At 63.7% G+C, this 16,151-nt stretch carries 14 protein-coding genes; 6 read left to right on the top strand and 8 right to left on the bottom strand.

Annotated features, from left to right (window positions below; translation table 11 throughout):
• Nucleotides 1-110: 110 nt before the first annotated feature.
• On the top strand, nt 111-395 hold the full coding sequence (locus VIO10_RS04640; protein ID WP_331960070.1) for a hypothetical protein: 285 nt from the start codon (nt 111-113) through the stop codon (nt 393-395).
• On the opposite strand, the gene glp is transcribed toward VIO10_RS04640, so the two are convergent.
• Nucleotides 311-1,573, bottom strand: a complete 1,263-nt coding sequence (glp, locus tag VIO10_RS04635) for a gephyrin-like molybdotransferase Glp (RefSeq protein ID WP_331960067.1) — start codon at nt 1,571-1,573, stop codon at nt 311-313. The genes VIO10_RS04640 and glp overlap by 85 nt on opposite strands.
• Nucleotides 1,574-1,664: 91 nt before the next feature.
• Entirely contained in the window at nt 1,665-2,648 is a 984-nt protein-coding gene (locus VIO10_RS04630) for a lytic transglycosylase domain-containing protein (RefSeq protein WP_331960064.1), read from the bottom strand.
• Between the two features lie 247 nt (nt 2,649-2,895).
• Here VIO10_RS04630 and VIO10_RS04625 point away from each other — a divergent pair, with 247 nt between their 5' ends.
• The 4 genes from VIO10_RS04625 (at nt 2,896) to VIO10_RS04610 (ending at nt 7,795) form a co-directional block, all read left to right on the top strand.
• Nucleotides 2,896-3,996, top strand: a complete 1,101-nt coding sequence (locus VIO10_RS04625) for a two-component system sensor histidine kinase NtrB (protein ID WP_331960061.1) — start codon at nt 2,896-2,898, stop codon at nt 3,994-3,996.
• A 1,056-nt stretch (nt 3,997-5,052) separates the two neighbouring features.
• Nucleotides 5,053-6,561, top strand: coding sequence for a sigma-54 dependent transcriptional regulator (locus VIO10_RS04620; protein WP_331960058.1), 1,509 nt, complete (start codon nt 5,053-5,055; stop codon nt 6,559-6,561).
• Nucleotides 6,558-7,175, top strand: coding sequence for a thiamine phosphate synthase (gene thiE, locus VIO10_RS04615; RefSeq protein WP_331960055.1), 618 nt, complete (start codon nt 6,558-6,560; stop codon nt 7,173-7,175). The genes VIO10_RS04620 and thiE overlap by 4 nt, the downstream gene beginning before the upstream one ends.
• Nucleotides 7,176-7,255: 80 nt before the next feature.
• Nucleotides 7,256-7,795 (top strand): hypothetical protein, encoded by a 540-nt coding sequence (locus VIO10_RS04610; RefSeq protein WP_331960052.1) that lies wholly within the window; start codon nt 7,256-7,258, stop codon nt 7,793-7,795.
• 16 nt (nt 7,796-7,811) lie between these two features.
• Here VIO10_RS04610 and VIO10_RS04605 read toward each other — a convergent pair whose 3' ends face one another.
• From VIO10_RS04605 to thiD, 4 genes are all read right to left on the bottom strand, one after another.
• Nucleotides 7,812-9,053, bottom strand: coding sequence for an MFS transporter (locus VIO10_RS04605; protein WP_331960049.1), 1,242 nt, complete (start codon nt 9,051-9,053; stop codon nt 7,812-7,814).
• A gap of 94 nt (nt 9,054-9,147) precedes the next feature.
• Entirely contained in the window at nt 9,148-9,819 is a 672-nt protein-coding gene (locus VIO10_RS04600; protein ID WP_331960046.1) for an SH3 domain-containing protein, read from the bottom strand.
• Between the two features lie 40 nt (nt 9,820-9,859).
• Nucleotides 9,860-11,620: a radical SAM protein gene (locus VIO10_RS04595; protein WP_331960043.1), complete on the bottom strand. Its 1,761-nt coding sequence runs from the start codon at nt 11,618-11,620 to the stop codon at nt 9,860-9,862.
• Between the two features lie 210 nt (nt 11,621-11,830).
• Nucleotides 11,831-12,643, bottom strand: coding sequence for a bifunctional hydroxymethylpyrimidine kinase/phosphomethylpyrimidine kinase (gene thiD, locus VIO10_RS04590; protein ID WP_331960040.1), 813 nt, complete (start codon nt 12,641-12,643; stop codon nt 11,831-11,833).
• 128 nt (nt 12,644-12,771) lie between these two features.
• On the opposite strand from thiD, the gene VIO10_RS04585 reads away from it, so the two are divergent.
• Nucleotides 12,772-14,481 (top strand): DUF6178 family protein, encoded by a 1,710-nt coding sequence (locus VIO10_RS04585; RefSeq protein WP_331960037.1) that lies wholly within the window; start codon nt 12,772-12,774, stop codon nt 14,479-14,481.
• Here VIO10_RS04585 and VIO10_RS04580 read toward each other — a convergent pair.
• Entirely contained in the window at nt 14,478-15,323 is an 846-nt protein-coding gene (locus VIO10_RS04580; RefSeq protein ID WP_331960034.1) for a bifunctional nuclease domain-containing protein, read from the bottom strand. The two genes, VIO10_RS04585 and VIO10_RS04580, sit on opposite strands and share 4 nt — an antisense overlap.
• Nucleotides 15,324-15,386: 63 nt before the next feature.
• Nucleotides 15,387-15,980 carry an RlmE family RNA methyltransferase gene (locus VIO10_RS04575; RefSeq protein ID WP_331960031.1) on the bottom strand — a complete coding sequence of 198 codons (594 nt, stop codon included), beginning with the start codon at nt 15,978-15,980 and terminating at the stop codon, nt 15,387-15,389.
• Nucleotides 15,981-16,151 lie beyond the last annotated feature (171 nt).

The following is a 16,151-nucleotide window of genomic DNA, read 5'->3' as shown; positions in this document are numbered from 1 at the left end:
CGGGAATTACTCCCGCCAGCGCATCATTTGCACTGCGCCCCACTCGCGTTGACAATCGCTACTTCAGCCGCCAAGCTTTTTCTCATCGCCCGTCAGGAGGATCACCCGCGATGCCCGCATTTGCCAAAAACCCGAAATTCATCATCGGCACGATCGTGGTCCTGTGGGTGGCGTACGTCATTTACGCAAACTTCCAGATCGAGATGGTCACGTTTTACCTGCTGCCTTTCAACATACTGAAACTCCAGCTCAGGCTCTCGGCGGTGATAATCGGCGCTGCGATTTTCGGCGCCGTCGCGACCATCGTGATTCAGTGGCTATGGCGCCGGCCCTCGAACAGTTCATCGGCCGCAACCGCGTCGCCGTCAGGCCCCAAGAGCAGCACGGTCGCCTGAGCGCCAGCCTTCAGCAGAGTTTCGGTTGACGGACCGACCAGCAAACCGTCGGCGCGCGAGAGCGAGCTTAAAATCCCCGATCCCTGGCTGCCGGTCGGCGTCGCCAGCCAGCCGTCCGCGCCGCGCTCTAGTTTAACTCGCACAAACTCGGTGACGTCCCTGCCGATCTTGATATCGACGGCGCATCGCGCACGGACCCGCGGCAGACCGACGCGCCGCATCCCGCTCATCTTGAGGATCGCGGGGCGCGCGTACAGGTAGAAGCATACGAGAGTGGATACGGGATTGCCCGGCAGGCCGAATATCGGGCGGTAGCCGACGACGCCGAACTTGAGCGGACGCCCCGGCTTTTGCGCGACGCCGTGAAAAAGCTGGCGCACCCCCAGTTCGTCGAGCGCGCCGGTGACGTGATCGAACTGGCCCACCGAGACGCCGCCGGTCGATAGCACCACGTCGAAGGTCATCGCCTCGGCCAGCCGCTCGCGAATCTCGCGCGCGTCGTCGCGCGCCACTTTGAGGATGACGGCCTCGGCGCCGGCTTCGCCAATCGCGCCGGCCAGCGCGTAGGCGCTGGAATTGACGACCTGCGGACCGGCCGGCGATTGATCGACGTCCACCAGTTCGTCGCCGGTGCAGACAATCGCAACCCGCGGGCGGCGAATGACTTCGACCATCGCGCGATTCACCGACGCCAGCATCCCAAGGTCCGCCGGCTTAAGCGTCTTGCCCGCCGACATCACGAGATCGCCCAGGCGCAAATCCTCGCCGCGCGGCCTGATGGAATCGCCTTTCTCGGCGGCGACGAGAAACTCGACCACACTCCCGCTGCCGCGCGTCCGTTCGACCGCAACGACCGCGTCTGCGCCCTCGGCGATCGGCGCGCCGGTCATCGTGCGAACCGCCTCACCCGCGCTCACGCGCCGGGTCGGCATCTTGCCGGCGCCCACGGTCTCGACCACGGTCAGCTTGACCGGGCTTTTCTCCGACGCCTTGGCAAGATCGGCGGCGCGCACTGCGTAACCGTCCATCGCGGAGTTGTCGAAGCCGGGGATATCGCGCGGCGAGCTGATATCCTGGGCGAGCACGCGGCCAAGCGCCGCGACCATTGGAATCCGCTCGACCCCGAGCGCAGCTACGTTTTCGAGTACGATTTGCAGGGCTTCGTCGGCGCTAATCATGAAGGAAAGAGGATACGCCGCTTCGGCTCACGAATGAACCGGCGACCGGCCAATGCCGGTCTGGAGCAAGCAGCGAAAAGAGCCTGAAAAACTAGAATTCGACGTGCTGCGCGCTGGCGTGGGTTTCCACGGGAACGCGGACGCTGTACGACCGGTGGTAGGGAGGAACGACGTCGCGCAGCAACGCCGGGTTGAGATCATGCAGGCGCTGCAGCGTCGTCCCGTGATCGAGCGCGACCCGGCTCAGAGGAGTGCCGCCGCGAACCGGCAGCATCTGATACGCCGGTGGATCGTCGAGCTTGATGGGCGTGATGCCGTAGCTATTGGCATGATGCGCGATATACGCGACGGCCATGAAACGCCCCAGCAGCCCACGGGTTCGCCGCGGCAGCCGATTGCCGAACTTTTCGATATTGGGGCCGCGCAACGACCAATAACGATCGATCGCCTTATCGCCGTTGTTCCACGCGATCAGCGTCACCGGCCAATCGTCGCCGGCCTCGTCGTGCAAGGTGGCCAGATACTCGGCCGCTGCCTTGGTGGACATTACGGGGTCGCGGCGCTCATCGACGTAGCTGTCGATATGGAGGCCGAAGCGCTTGGCGGTGTCGCTATTGAACTGCCACGGACCCCTGCCGCGCTTGGAAAATTCGCTTTCGGCGAACGCCAGGTACACCAAGTCGTCGGGAAGGCCATAGCTTCTCAGTACCCGGACCATATCGGGCAGGTACGGGTGACTGCGGTCGAAGGTATCTTGGAGTTGGTCAGGGTAATTCAGAAAATCCGACACATAGCGGCGAACGGACCGATTAAGCAGAATCGGGAACGGCGCAACCGCCTGAGGCAGCGCAATCACGTATGGCGACGCGATCGGCTGGGCGCCGGCTTCCGCAGGAGTCTCGAGATCAAAGCCTGTGTGTTGTCCGACCAGGCTTGGAGGCGGGGCATACACCCCGGACGGAGCCTCGGGCGCGTAAAGTTCGTCAGCGAGCGCACGAGTGGACGCCCATCCGGCGACAGCCAAGGCCGCCAGCAGGGCAACAAACACTCGATAGATAGACTTCGTCCTAAGCATTCTCCTCCGAGAAGGTTGCCCACAACCGTACCGACCGATACGACCAGAATCAACCCATCGGCGGTGGATAATCTATTAAAAAGGCTAATGCTTGATAATCATATTTTTAATAATCCTTGGAAATGCTCACGAATTTTTGCGCTCAGAGGCGGGAATATATTCGCAAACTCCAGGCTTAGCCGATCAAGTCCTTTATGTTACGCTTGATAATCGCAGCGCTCCTGATGGCGACTGACCGAGGGTAAACTTGAGCCTCTGGCACGACATTATCGATAGCCTGACCGATGCGATCATCGTGCTTTCGCCCACGATGGAACCCCAAGCGGTCAATCCCGCGGCTACGACGATGCTCGGGGTTTCCCAAATGAGCGCCGCCACCGTGGCCGATCTCCTGCGCCAGAACGACTGGTTGGGGCGAATGGTCGGCGCGTGCCTAAAAAGCGGTCAGAACCTTGGAGACATGGAGACAGTTCTGACGGCGGGGCCTCGGGAACTGACGATTCGCGCCGAAGTTTCCCCCCTGCTCAACGCCGAGGGACGGCTCGCCGGGGTTATTCTCCTGCTTCACGACCTGTCCCACGAAAAAGGCGCCGCCGAGGCACGGACCACCGGCGACTTGAACCTGCAGCTGTCGCCGGCCGGCCTGGCCCATGAGGTCAGGAACCCGCTGACGGGCATCAAGGGCGCCGCCGAGCTGATGGCCGGGATGTTTCCCGATGACGGACGCGCGCAGCAGTACTGCAGCGTGATTCTCGACGGCGTCAATCGGATCGCCTCGCTGGTCGAGCAGGTGCTGATGGTCAGCGGGCCGCAACGCCTGGCGGAGGAGCCGGTCAACATACACCTGGTGCTGCACCAGGCGATGAGGATGGCGGGGTTGTTCCCGCAGCCGCCCGACGGTGTCGTGGTGCTCCAGGATTTCGATCCCAGCCTGCCCGACGTGGTTGGCGACGCAGGCGCATTGGAACGAACCTTCCTGAATTTGATCAAGAACGCGGCCGAAGCGATCGGCTCGTCGGGCACGATTCGACTGCATACGCGAATCGAACGGGATTTCAAAATGACCGCCGAGGGCCGCCACCGCCAGTTCCTGCGGGTCGAGGTCAGCGACAGCGGCGTAGGCATCGCCGAAGATCAGCTCGCGCAACTGTTCACCCCGTTCTTCACCACCAAGCCGGCCGGAACCGGGCTGGGTCTCGTGCTATGCCAGCGGATTATCGCGCTTCACGGCGGCAGGCTGTGGGCGCAGCGCGGCGGCGTCGAAGCCAAGGGCGCAGGCGCATCCAAGGATGGGATGACGTTCAAGGTGATGCTCCCAATCGTCCCGCCCGAGAAACCCCCGCAATGAGAAATCCGGGAGAGCGAAGCGAACGATCTCGGATCTTTGCCTCGCCCCGGTTAGGGCGTCGCCTCCGAGGCCAGCGCTCTTCTTTTGTGTCATTCTAGAGCGAAGCGAAGAATCCCGATTCCTTCCTCGCCCTGTCAGAGAGCTGTGCGTAACGAGCGCCGGACGCCGGAGCGACCGTCGGGATTCTTCCCCTTCGAGTACTCAGGGCTTCGGCTCAATCACACCACTTTCGCTCAGAATGACACGGGTGGCCGCTCGCTTTTTTGTGTCATCCTGAGCGCAGCGAAGGATCTCGCGCGCCAGCGCGTATAGCTTCAGCATCAACCTCCGGTTATGCAAAGCTCTCCTGTCAGGGCGAGGATGAAGGCGAGGGTCATTATCCAGCGCGCCCTGTTTCCCGTTTTTAATACTGGCCTCCCGTGCCCACGGGCGCGCGATTCAAGATTCTGCCTCCGCCCTGAGCGCTTTGTCGCTAAGCGCAATTTGTCGGCAGCGCGGCAATCCGCTAACTCCCCGCGCGCGCCGTCTCGCTGCGCGACATCTCGCAGTAACCGACGCATCGCGCGCCGAATCCCCGCCCGGCCCCAGATCGAACTGCTGACCTTGAGATCACCGCGAGACCCCACCACTGCAAACACCGCGCACCCGCCGCAGCGGGAAACACTGCGTACCCGCCGCAGTACCCGCCGCAGCGGGTGAACTGTTCAGCCTTACGCTCGATCGCCCGCCGTGCTACTCGATCACGTTATGGTCAACAGCCAGGATCCTGCACGCCCTCTCGCTCGAAAAGTCGCCCGACGACTCACCACCGGCCACAACGACCCTTGCGTTTCCCGCAAAAATAAATTTGACGGAACAAAGCTAGCCCTGGAGCGCAGCCGTCCCAAAACCACAAGGGATTGTGTATTTCTCCCTTTCCCTGCCGATCGACCCGGTCAAGATTGCGCCGCTTCCACTCGTAACGGCGGCGTAATGCTTAGATTTTGGGCGACTCTCAGCCCATTGGCGATAAGATCAAACTTACTGTTACGATTGTAACCCGTGAGCATGATGACCATGGGCGCAAGCGCATCGAACCAGAACCTCGCCGAACGTGTGACGGATCCCGGCGCCGGCGCCGCGGTTCTGATCGCCGACGACGATCCCGCAATTCGCCTCGTTTTGCGCCATCGCCTCGAAGCCGACGGCCATCGCGTCGAAGAGGCGGTGGACAGCTCGGCCGCGCTTGCGGCCCTGCGCACCAATCGATTCGACGTCGCATTGCTCGACATCATCATGCCGGGCGCGGGCGGACTCGACGTATTGTCTGCCGCGCACGCCGACGCCGTCCGCACGCTGATCATCGTGATCACCGCGGCCAGCACGATGAACAACGCCGTCGAAGCGATGAAGCGCGGCGCTCACGACTACCTGACCAAGCCGTTCGCCAATCTCGATCTGGTCGCGGCGGCGGTCAAGCGCGCGGCGGAAGTCGGCGCGCAGGCCGCGGATCTCAACCGCCTGAAAGACGAGGTGAATCGCCAGCTCGTCGGTGGCGAGATAATCGGCCGCGGCCCTGCGATGCAGGAGGTTTACAAGCTGATCGGGCGCGTCGTCACCAATGACGCCACCGTTTTGCTCAGCGGCGAGAGCGGCACCGGCAAGGAGCTGGTCGCGCGCGCGATCCACTTCAAATCGGCGCGATGGCGCTCGCCGTTCGTCGCCGTCAACTGCTCCGCCATCCCGCACGGTCTGCTCGAGAGTGAACTGTTCGGGCACGAACGCGGCTCCTTCACCGGCGCCTCCGAGCGGCGCGCCGGCAAATTCGAGATGGCCGACAGCGGCACGATCTTCCTCGACGAAATCGGCGACCTGCCGGTGGAATTGCAGCCCAAGCTGCTGCGCGTGCTGCAGGAGCGCGAGTTCAACCGGGTCGGCAGCGCCGAGACGCTCAAGCTCAGGGCGCGCGTAATCGCCGCGACCAACCAGAACCTCGAGACCCTGGTGGCCGCGCGCAAATTCCGCGAGGACCTGTACTTTCGGCTCCGCGTGATTCCGATTCAGATGCCGGCGCTGCGCGAGCGGCGCGAGGACATCGCGGAGCTGACCGATTATTTCGTCTCCAAGGCCGCCCAGGAGATGGGCGCGCGCGCCACCACCATCAGCCCCGAAGCGCGCGCCAAACTGGAGTCCGCCGATTGGCCGGGTAACGTGCGCGAACTCGAAAATGCCGTGATGCGCGCCGCGCTGCTCGCGCCGGGCACTACCATTGGCGCCGACGATGTCGAGCTCACGCGCCGTGGCCGCGCGGGCGGCGCAGCCACCGCGGCCGACGCCGGCGCCACGCTCGGCGATGTCATCTCGGGGCGCATCGCGGGATGGTTCGATTCGCCCGGCGGCGAGGAACCGCGCGACCTCTACCATCGGCTGGTGGCGGAAATCGAGCGTCCGCTGGTCGAACTCGCGCTCAAGCGCGCCGGCGGCAACCAGGTGCGCGCGGCGCGGATGCTGGGGCTCAATCGCAACACGCTGCGCAAGAAGATCACCGACCACAAGATCGTACTGACCAAATTTCCGCCCGCATGATGCGGCTGCCCTCGCATTTTTACGCGATCGTCGATCCGGCCGGCGGACACGAGCCGGTCCGGCTCGCCGAGATTTTCCTCGACGCCGGTGCGCGAATCATGCAGCTGCGGCTGAAGGATGCGCCGGGGCGCGACTTTCTGGCGGCAGCGCGCGCGATTGCCGGGCTGTGCCGCAGCCGCGGCGCGATTCTAATCGTCAACGACCGGGTCGATATCGCGATTCTCGCCGGCGCGCACGGAGTGCATCTTGGCCAGGAGGATCTTCCGCTCGAGGCGGCGCGGCGGATCGCCGGTCCTGGCAGGATAATTGGAATTTCGACTCACACCGTCGAGCAGGCGCGCGCGGCTGAAAATGGCGGCGCGGACTACATCGGATTTGGGCCGATGTATTCCGGCGGACTGAAGCACATCGCCGCGGGGATGGGCCTCGACCGTCTTCGCGCGATGCGCGCCGCCGTAAGGATTCCGATCGTCGCGATCGGCGGGATCACCGAAGCGCGAGTCGCGGAAACTCTCGCGGCCGGCGCAGACGCCGTGGCGATCATCACCGACGTGGTCAATGCGCCCGACATCGCCTCCAAAGTCCGCTCGCTCCTCGCGCTGGCGCGCAACTGACTAAAGCCGCAAGCTGCGATTGGGAGTCGTTGGACCAAGGTCACCTATTTTTAGCGCAGGCTTCTTGAAATAGTGCCGGAATGATTCTGCAATCGATCGAGCGACGGCTGGTCAACCTATTGCGCGAGATGGCGCCGACGGTTCTTTTTTTCTTCGTCGCGTTCCTGCTGATCGCCGTGATGTACAAGCTTTTCGTCGCGCAATATCTGATCGAGTTCTCTGCGTTCACCAGTGCCGCCGTAGCGGCACTGGTCCTCGGCAAAGTGATCCTGCTCATTGACTGGGCGCAATCCGAACACAACTTCGGTTCCCATCGGCGCATCGTGGTGATTGCATGCAAGACCTTCGTTTACGCGTTGGCGGTCATTGCGTTGGGAATTGGCGAACGAATCCTTAAGGCGGCGCGCGAGGCACACAGCCTTAGCGAAGGCGTCAACGCTTTTATCGCCAGTGCCAACCTCGACCGCTTCCTGGGCCTGGTGCTGCTCATCAGCATGGTCGTTTTTCTCTATCTTTTGATGCAGGAGATTGAACGCGCGATGGGCAAAGGCGCCCTGTTCCGTCTCCTCTTCAAACGGCCCGACCCAATCCCCGACGGCGCTCTGCCACGGACGCCGTAAATTACCGGTCTCCTGGCTATGCGCTGGCGGGGAGGGGCGCTGCGGTTTGGCGGGCTTGCTCTGACGCTAGCGATCGGCACGAAAATGCTGCCGCCGCGCCCAGCATGCACATCACGACGAACACTTCGAACGCGGGCGCATAGCTGCCGTGCAGATCGTAAATCTTGCCCGCGCCGACCGAGCCGGCGAACGCGCCGATCGTGTTGAAGACGCCCGCGATACCGCCGATCGAGCCGAAGCGCTTGAGCCCGAGCGACTCCGCCACCAGCATCGGAATCAGCACCAGCGGCGCGCCGAGCGACAGTCCGAAAATCAGCACGAACGGAATCAGCACGGCGGTTCGCGCCGCACCGAATATCAGGATCATCCCGACGCCGGCGGCGAGAAAGTTGAACGTCAGCGCGATTCTTGCGCTCACGCGATCGGCAAACAGGCCCATCCCAAGCTTGCCGAAGGCCGCGAACACGAACCCCAGGCTCATCATGCCGGCCGCGAATGACGGCGTGTAGCCGAGTTCGGTGAGATAGGTGATCAGATGCAGAGTCGCGCCAGCCGCGACCGCGGCGAAAAAGAACTGCGCCGCGGAAATCATCCAGAACGAGCGCGCGCGCAGCGCTTCGCGCAGTTCGAATCCCGGCAACGCGTCGCTGGCCTGCGCGACGCTGACGCCATCGGCCTGCGCCGGGCGGGTCCTGACGACCAGGATTATCAATGGGACCACGATTACGAATATCGGAATCGCCAGCGCGACGTAGCCGGCGCGCCATCCCCCGCGCACGATCGCGAAGTTCCCGACCATCGTCATCGCTGCACCGCCCAGCGAGGTCCCCGCGAAGGCCAGGCCCATCGCCAGCCCGCGCCGCGCACCGAACCAATTGGCGATCACCAGCGAGCACGGCAGCAGCGTCGATGCGCCGATGCCGACGCCAAGCAGGATGTACGCGCCGAACAGCGGACCGAAGGAATCGACGCGGCTGGCGATCAGAAGAGCAACGCCGGTCATGATTGCGCCGGCAACCATCACGACCCGCGCCTCGACGCGATCGAGCAGCCATCCGATTAGCGGAGTGCTAAGTCCCGCCGACAGCGGCAGCGCGGCACCCTGGAGGGTGGAGAGCTGTGCGCGCTTCCATCCAAAATGTTTCAGCAGATGCGGAAAGAACAGGCCGCCGGTGTTGTAGCCGGAGCCGAAAACGAACACCAGCGTGACAAACAGGCTCGCGACGATGATCCAACCCTGTCGTTCCCGCTGCGTCATCCAAGACTCCCCGAGTCGAGACTTATAGCGGCGCGACGCAGCAGCGTCGAGCGCGAAAAGCTCGATCGGTGCGCGCGACCGATGGCGCCCCTGGCTATTCGAGCGCGGTGATCGGGATGAAGCCTTCGAGCCCGCTCTTCATCCGGATTTTCATGTAGTTCAGCGAGAGGCCGACGATGTGAACATTGCGGCCCCGGTGAACCTCGGCGAGTTTTTTCGCCCATCGATTCGGCTTTTCGAGCACACCGGCGTCGTGGGTGAGCACGAAGTCCTTGTCGGTCGGCGTCACCAGTTCCACCGCCGACGGATCGATGTATCCGGTCTGCCCGTTCTTGAGCTTCACCTGCAGATAATAGTGAGTGGAGCCCGTCACGATCACGAAATTGTCCTGCGACACTTGTGCGATATGCTTGCTGCTTTTCGCGGGCGCGGAATAGACCGGCACGCTCTGAAGCAACTTCAGCCGAGCCTGCGCCGGTTCGATCTCCGGTTCGCGGACGGTGTTTTTACTTTTAATCGGCGCGCGGTGCACAGGGGGCTTTGCCGCCGGCGCGGGAAGGTAGGGCATACCGGCTGCGGCCGGCGCCGACGATGGAGAATTGACCGGCGCGGGCGCGCTCTCGCCGCCGGCCGGGACAATCGAGGTCGCCGGAACGTCTTCCTCGCCGACTGGCGCCGTGAAGGCCGGCGCCGACCATGCGAGCATCGCCACCGCCGCAACCGCGGTAACCGTTATCCGCGCTGAACGAAAATCACGATGAACCATCTTCCTCTTCCTCCTCTCCTCCTCGACTTGCGAATTTATTCTAGCAGGCTCCGCACACGGTGCATCGGACCACGTCGCACGGAGGACTCTGATGCTCATGATGCGCCTTTTTTCGTTCCGCGAGCAGAAACCATTTGTGAATGTGATGATCGATAAAGTCCCACGGCAGCAGCTCGTCGTGGGCGTAAGCACGGGTGACGAAGAAATCGGGGTCGGGCAAAGATGAAGCGTTACTGCCCGCCTGGACTTCGCGATGAATCTCCGACAACTCGTGCCAGATGGCTCCGGAACCTTCGCAGCCCGCGGCTTCCAGCCGTTCCAGGATACCGCCGACGCGGCGATCGCCTCGCGAGACCATCGTCTGGAAATACGCCTCGCGCGGCGACTCGGCATCGAGCTCGACCTGTCCCAGCCGCGTCAGGCGCTGGCGCAGCATCGCGACCTTGCCCTTGATCGATCGCGCGTCCTGCATCGGGTCCCATTGAAACGGCGTCCACGGCTTGGGCACAAACGGATTGAGCGACACGGTCACCGACCCGATGCGGGTGCGGCGCGCGCGGGCGCGCTCGAGCACCTTGGCCACCAGCTCGGCAATCGCGAGCACGTCTTCGTCGCGCTCCTCGGGCAAGCCGATCATGAAATAAAATTTCAGGTTGCCGACGCCCTCGCCCAGCATCATGTCGGCGGCGCCCAGAATCTCGGCCTCGGTAAGATTCTTGTTGATGACCTTGCGCATCCGCTCGCTGCCCGCCTCCGGCGCGACGGTCACGCTTTGATTTCCGCCGCGCGCCAACGCCGATGCGAGCGCGGGCGAAATGCAATCGGCCTTCAGCGACGAGGGCGACAGCCGGCCGCCGCGATCGGCGACGGCCGATGCGATGTCGGCGACGCCGGGAACGCTCGCCATCTCGGCGCCGACCAGGCCGATCACCTTGCGCTCGCCAAGACCGCGCTCGGCCTCGGCGATTAGAGTTTCAGGCGCGCGATAACGAATCGGCCGATACATGAAACCGGCCGCGCAAAAGCGGCATCCCCATTGGCATCCGCGGCTCGCCTCGACCAGGAACATGTCGCCGAAGACGGATTCCTCGGTGAGAATCAGCGACGAGGTGGTAAAGCGGTTGAGGTCGCGAATCAGGCGGCGATTCACCTGCGCGCTCCCGGGGCCGCTGTAATTCACCGCGGCGAGGCGGCCGGCGTCGTCGTAAACGGGAGTGTAATAGTCGGGGAGGTAGGCGCCCTGCACGGATGCGAGCGCGCGCAGTTGATTGGGCGTCGCGCGCGTCGCCTGCCATCGCTCGATGAACTCCGGGACCATCTCCTCGCCCTCGCCAATCAGAAACAGATCGATGAAATCGGCGATCGGTTCGGGATTGAGAAAGACGGCGGAGCCACCGGCGATGATCAGCGGGAAATTGCGGCCCGCGCGCTCAGCACGACGAGCCGGAATCCCGGCCATCCGCAGCACGGTCAGGACATTGAGATAGTCAGTCTCGAAGGAAATCGAAAACGCGAGGATGTCGAAATCAGAGAGCGGACGGCCGCGCTCGAACGAGACCAGACGCTCGCCGCCGCCGCGCAACGGGTCGCGCTCGTCGGCGTCGGGGATGAACGCGCGATCGGCGGCCACGGATGGATTGGATTCGAAGATGTGAAAAACCGCCTGGAAGCCGAGGTTGGCCATCCCGAGCCGGTAGATGTTGGGATAGATGACGCAGACCGAGATGTCGCCGCCGGGATGGCGCTGGTAGAGCACTTGTTCGCGCGCGATGCGCTCGAGCGCACGCTTACGCGGGTACATTCGCCTTCTTTGCCGCCGGCATCATCATACAGGTTATCGCCGGGTCGATGGCCCGCTCAAGAGCAGCGGCAATCGCGCGCTCAAAGCGTTATCCGGTCGCCTTACCAATCTCGTGCCCTCGACCATGCGGGCGCGGGACCCGATGCTGCTGCCGAAGCGATACTGCCCGCGCGCGACAACGGAGCGCAGCCTTAACGGTGCGTGCAGGGGTCACCCCTGCCCGCGCGCGAAGTGATCGAGCAGCGCGCGCCCCTTTCCCAATTTGAAGCTGTGGCTGAGCGCCGCGGTGACGTAACCTTTCGCGCCGCGGACCGCGTCCTCGAGGCTCATCCCGCGCGCCAGATGCGCCGCGATCGCCGCCGAGAACGCGCATCCCGTGCCATGCGCACCGCCGCCTGCTATTCGCGGGCTCTTGAGCTCGATGAAGCGGCGGCCGTCGTAAAACAAATCCGTCGCGGATGCATCGTCCTTGCGATGCCCGCCCTTGATGACGACCGCTCTGGCGCCGAGCTTGACGATCTTGATTGCGGCCTCGCGAATCGCCGCCTCGGAGTCGATTCGAATGCGCGCGAGCGCTTCGGCTTCGGGAATATTGGGCGTGACGATGCGCGCGATGGGAATCAGGCGCTTTCGAATCGCGCGTTCCCCTTTCGGGCCAATCAGCCGCGCGCCGCTGCTCGACACGATCACGGGATCGACCACCGGCGCCGGCAATTTGAGGCGTTCGATCGCGCGCGCCACCGCCTTGACGATCGCCGCGCCGGCCAGCGCACCGGTCTTGACCGCGCGCGGCGCGCATTCCAGCGCGAGAGTATCGAGCTGCGCCTCGACCATCTCGGTCGATACGTTTTCGACCCCGGTAATTCTCGAGCTGTTCTGCGCGATCACCTCGGTGATGACCGAGTAGCCATACACGCCGAGTGCGGCGAAGGTTTTGAGGTCGGCCTGCAGACCGGCGCCGCCACCGGGGTCGCTGCCTGCGATGGTCAGTGCGACAGGATGTTTGGAGTTGGGAGGGGCCACGAATGGGCGCTTATGCGTTGCAAAAATCTTATCTAACCGCGCGGCCAAGCGAAAGATACGCGCTTAGTTGATCCGCCGTGGAAGCGCGCGATACTTTGCCTTGAGATGGAACTGTCGATGCGGGCGATATGGCGGTAAGAGGCGAATCGGAATTTCTCAACCTCCCCTTCCAGGAAAAGCTGGAGTTCCTGTACGGCCTTCCCGCGCGCCAGAAGCGCGACCTGATCCTGTCCGCGCCCGAGGCCGAGCGCCTGGTGCAATCGTTTTCGCCCGAGACGCTTTTCTACACGCTCAAGGAAATCGGCAGCGCCGACGCCGGCGACCTGCTCAGCCTGGCGATGCCCGAGCAGGTCAAGTCGCTCTTCGATCTGGATTGCTGGAATCGCGATCGTCCCAACATGCATCGCATGCGCGAGTGGATCGAGGCGATGGCCGACGGCGGACGGCGCAAACTGGCCGACGCGCTGATGGGCCTGGACATGGAGATGATGTCGCTGTTGCTGCGCGGCTACATAAAAGTGCATCGAATCGACGACCCGGCGTCCTCGCCCGACGCGACGGCGAATCGCTTCACGCAGTACGACGAAAATTATTTGATCGAGTTCATCCGGCACGACGCAATCTCGCAGCACATCTCGGACTTCATCGAAGAAGCGTTCGAGCGCGACTACAACTACTTCGCCGGGCTGATGGAAGAAATCTATTGGGGCGTCGAAGCCGAGCTCGAGGAAGAGGCCTACCAGTTCCGGCGCACGCGCTTGAACGACCGGGGCTTTCCCGACTTCTTCGAGGCGCAGAGCGTGTTCGCGTACCTCAAGCCCGAGCAGTTTCTCAAGATTCGCGCGGGATATGAGCCGCCGAGCCGCGCCGATCTGCCCGACGATACCGAAGTGATCGCGCCCGAGATGGCGCCGGCGATTGGCGACGGCGACGTCTCGCTGTTCAACACCGCGCTGACCGCGGGATTCGCGGCGCAAGGCAAACGCCAGCTCCGCAGCGAGATGGCGATGGTCAGCAACCAGGTGCTGGTTGCGCGCGCGGTGGATTTCGGCGATCTGGAGGCGGTGCGCGTCGCGGTCGAGATGACCCATCATTACTTGAACCTGGCGCTCGAGCATCTGGCCGGCGGCGACCTGCAAAGCGCGATCGAGCATCTGCGCGATACGCCGCTGAAACTGCTCTTTCGCCTCGGCGTGAGCTTGACGATCGATCTGCGCGCCAGCGCCGAGGCCACGCTGAAGAAACTCGGCCTCTCGACGGTCAAGGTGCGCGAGATCTCCTACCTCGACTCGCCCTACCGCGAGGCGCTGGCCGGCTTCATGGCGCGGCAGCCGCGATTTTACAGCGGCCTGGACGGCAGTGGCGCGGTCGAGATGCGCGATTTCAGCAGCATGCGCGATCTGCATCTGAGCTACGCGATTCTCGATCAAGTCGATTCGGCCGCTGAATTGTTCCGCGCGATGTTCGCGATCGATATCGCATCGCCGAACTTCCGCGCCCAGATGGCGGCGCGGGAGATTCGCCTCAGTCAACTGGTGCTGACCGGGCTTGCGCGTTTGGCGCTGGACAACCGCCTCGCGATCGATCCAATCGAAGGCGCCAGGCTGACCGCGATGCGCACGGCGATCATGACCGGGCAGCCCGGGACGCTCAACGATGAGTTTCGCGCCAGGGTGCATCAGGCGCTGGCCGAGCGGCTGGACGACGCGGCACGACGGCGCACCGCCGCCTTCCTGAACTCCTGCCTGAACCTGCTCGAAGAAGAGTTCGCCAACCTGGGCGGCGAACGCGAGATCGATCCGCGCTATATCGAAAGCGTGCTGGTGCGCCAGGGCTAAGGCTTCGGCGCGGCAGCGGCGGCGGGCGAACTTTCAAGCGTGACGGTGCGGCTCGAGCCGCCGCGCATCAGCGTCAGCGTCACCGCGCCGCCGCGCTTGGCATCCGCGACTTGCCGGCTGAAATCGCCGAGCGCCGCGACCTCGCGATCTCCCACCTTGACTACGATATCGCCGCGCGCGACGCCCGCTTTCTCCGCCGGCGAAGAGACCCCCGACACCAGCACGCCATGTCCGCCGGCGGGCTGGCCGAAGTAGCTCGCCAGCTCGGGAGTCAGTTGCTCCACGGTCAGTCCCAGCGCCTGCGCGGTGGCGGGGATTTTCCCGCCGGCGCCGAGCCCCAGCGTGGGCGCCGACCCGAAAAGTTTGTTGTTCACGTAGATCGGCGCGTTCATGCCCATCGCCAACGCGATCGCGTCGCTGGGCCGGCTGTCGATCGAGTAACGGCCGCCGTCGAGGTAAATCGTCGCGTAATAGATCTCGTCGCGCATATCCGCGATCACGATTCGATCGACGCGATTCCCGGTCTGCCCGATGATGGAGCGAATCAGATCATGCGTGAACGGCCGCTCGGGCTTGATTCCGTGCAGCGCGAACATGATTGCCTGCGCCTCGCCCTCGCCAATCAGGATTGGCAATTCGCGCGACTCGGTCTCGTCGAGCAGCAGCACGTAATGCGAGCCCGCCCCGTCGTCAAAGCCGACGCGCGCGACGTGGACTCTGACTTCGTCGGGCGAAAGTCCGGTGGCGGTGGACGGCTTGGATGGCGAACGGCCGCATGAGCAGGCCGCCACGACGGCTGCGACAAGCAGCAGGCAGAGATGCCTTCCGCTTACAGCCTTCATAGTCAAACCTTACGCGCGTCGAGCGCCAGATGCCAAGCGCATCGCGGCTGCGTCTCCCTTTGCTCAGCCCCGGAACTCGCGGGCCACGATATACAGTTCGGAAGATCCCGGGCGGCTGGCTTTGGTGCGCGTCACTTCGACCTTTCCGAAATGCCGCTTGAATGAATCGACGATGTCCTTGAATTGCGCGCCCATGAAGAGCTTCACCACCATCGCGCCGCCCGGTTTCAGCATCGTTATCGCGAAGGTTAACGCGCAATCTATCAGCTCCCGCGAACGCGCCTCGTCGCGCGCGGCAATCCCGGTCAGTTTCGGCGCAAGGTCGCTGGTCACGAGATCGGCCCGTCCGCCAAGCTCGCTTTGCACCCGCGCGGCGACAGTTGGATCCAGGATGTCACCGGCGATCGTGATCGCACCGGCTGGCGGATTCTTCACTTGCGCCAGATCGACTCCGACCACGCGTCCGCTCGCGCCCGCCGCGGCCACCAGGATCGCCAGCCATCCGCCGGGCGCGCATCCCAAATCGACGATTCGCGCACCTCTGCCGAGGAGCCGGTTGCGCGCAATTATTTCCTCAATCTTGAACGCCGCCCGCGACGGCAATCCCAGCGCACGCGCCTTGCGGTAAAATTTGTCGTGTGGTTCGTAAGTCGGCACGAATTCACCCGCCTCGACGCCCGCTCGCTTTGCCGCGCGCGCTGGAGCCGCTATCCTGATTGGCTCCGCGACTAAGTTTTGAAGCTGCGACGGTCACCGTGAAGCTCGACGATTTGAATCCTGAACAGCGCGCCGCCGTGCTTGCGCCCGGCGGCCCAATACTCATCCTGG

Origin of the sequence: Candidatus Binatus sp. (assembly GCF_036567905.1) — a bacterium.
Classification (GTDB): domain Bacteria; phylum Desulfobacterota; class Binatia; order Binatales; family Binataceae; genus Binatus.
Note: the sequence above shows the minus strand (reverse complement) of the source record. Positions and strands in the feature narration are given on the sequence as shown.

What these genes read in the sequence shown, in the direction of transcription:
- VIO10_RS04640 (WP_331960070.1), top strand. Translation starts at nt 111, where the DNA reads ATGCCCGCATTTGCCAAAAACCCGAAATTCATCATCGGCACGATCGTG.
- glp (WP_331960067.1), bottom strand. Translation starts at nt 1,573, where the DNA reads ATGATTAGCGCCGACGAAGCCCTGCAAATCGTACTCGAAAACGTAGCT.
- VIO10_RS04630 (WP_331960064.1), bottom strand. Translation starts at nt 2,648, where the DNA reads ATGCTTAGGACGAAGTCTATCTATCGAGTGTTTGTTGCCCTGCTGGCG.
- VIO10_RS04620 (WP_331960058.1), top strand. Translation starts at nt 5,053, where the DNA reads ATGGGCGCAAGCGCATCGAACCAGAACCTCGCCGAACGTGTGACGGAT.
- thiE (WP_331960055.1), top strand. Translation starts at nt 6,558, where the DNA reads ATGATGCGGCTGCCCTCGCATTTTTACGCGATCGTCGATCCGGCCGGC.
- VIO10_RS04610 (WP_331960052.1), top strand. Translation starts at nt 7,256, where the DNA reads ATGATTCTGCAATCGATCGAGCGACGGCTGGTCAACCTATTGCGCGAG.
- VIO10_RS04605 (WP_331960049.1), bottom strand. Translation starts at nt 9,053, where the DNA reads ATGACGCAGCGGGAACGACAGGGTTGGATCATCGTCGCGAGCCTGTTT.
- VIO10_RS04600 (WP_331960046.1), bottom strand. Translation starts at nt 9,819, where the DNA reads ATGGTTCATCGTGATTTTCGTTCAGCGCGGATAACGGTTACCGCGGTT.
- VIO10_RS04595 (WP_331960043.1), bottom strand. Translation starts at nt 11,620, where the DNA reads ATGTACCCGCGTAAGCGTGCGCTCGAGCGCATCGCGCGCGAACAAGTG.
- VIO10_RS04585 (WP_331960037.1), top strand. Translation starts at nt 12,772, where the DNA reads ATGGCGGTAAGAGGCGAATCGGAATTTCTCAACCTCCCCTTCCAGGAA.
- VIO10_RS04580 (WP_331960034.1), bottom strand. Translation starts at nt 15,323, where the DNA reads ATGAAGGCTGTAAGCGGAAGGCATCTCTGCCTGCTGCTTGTCGCAGCC.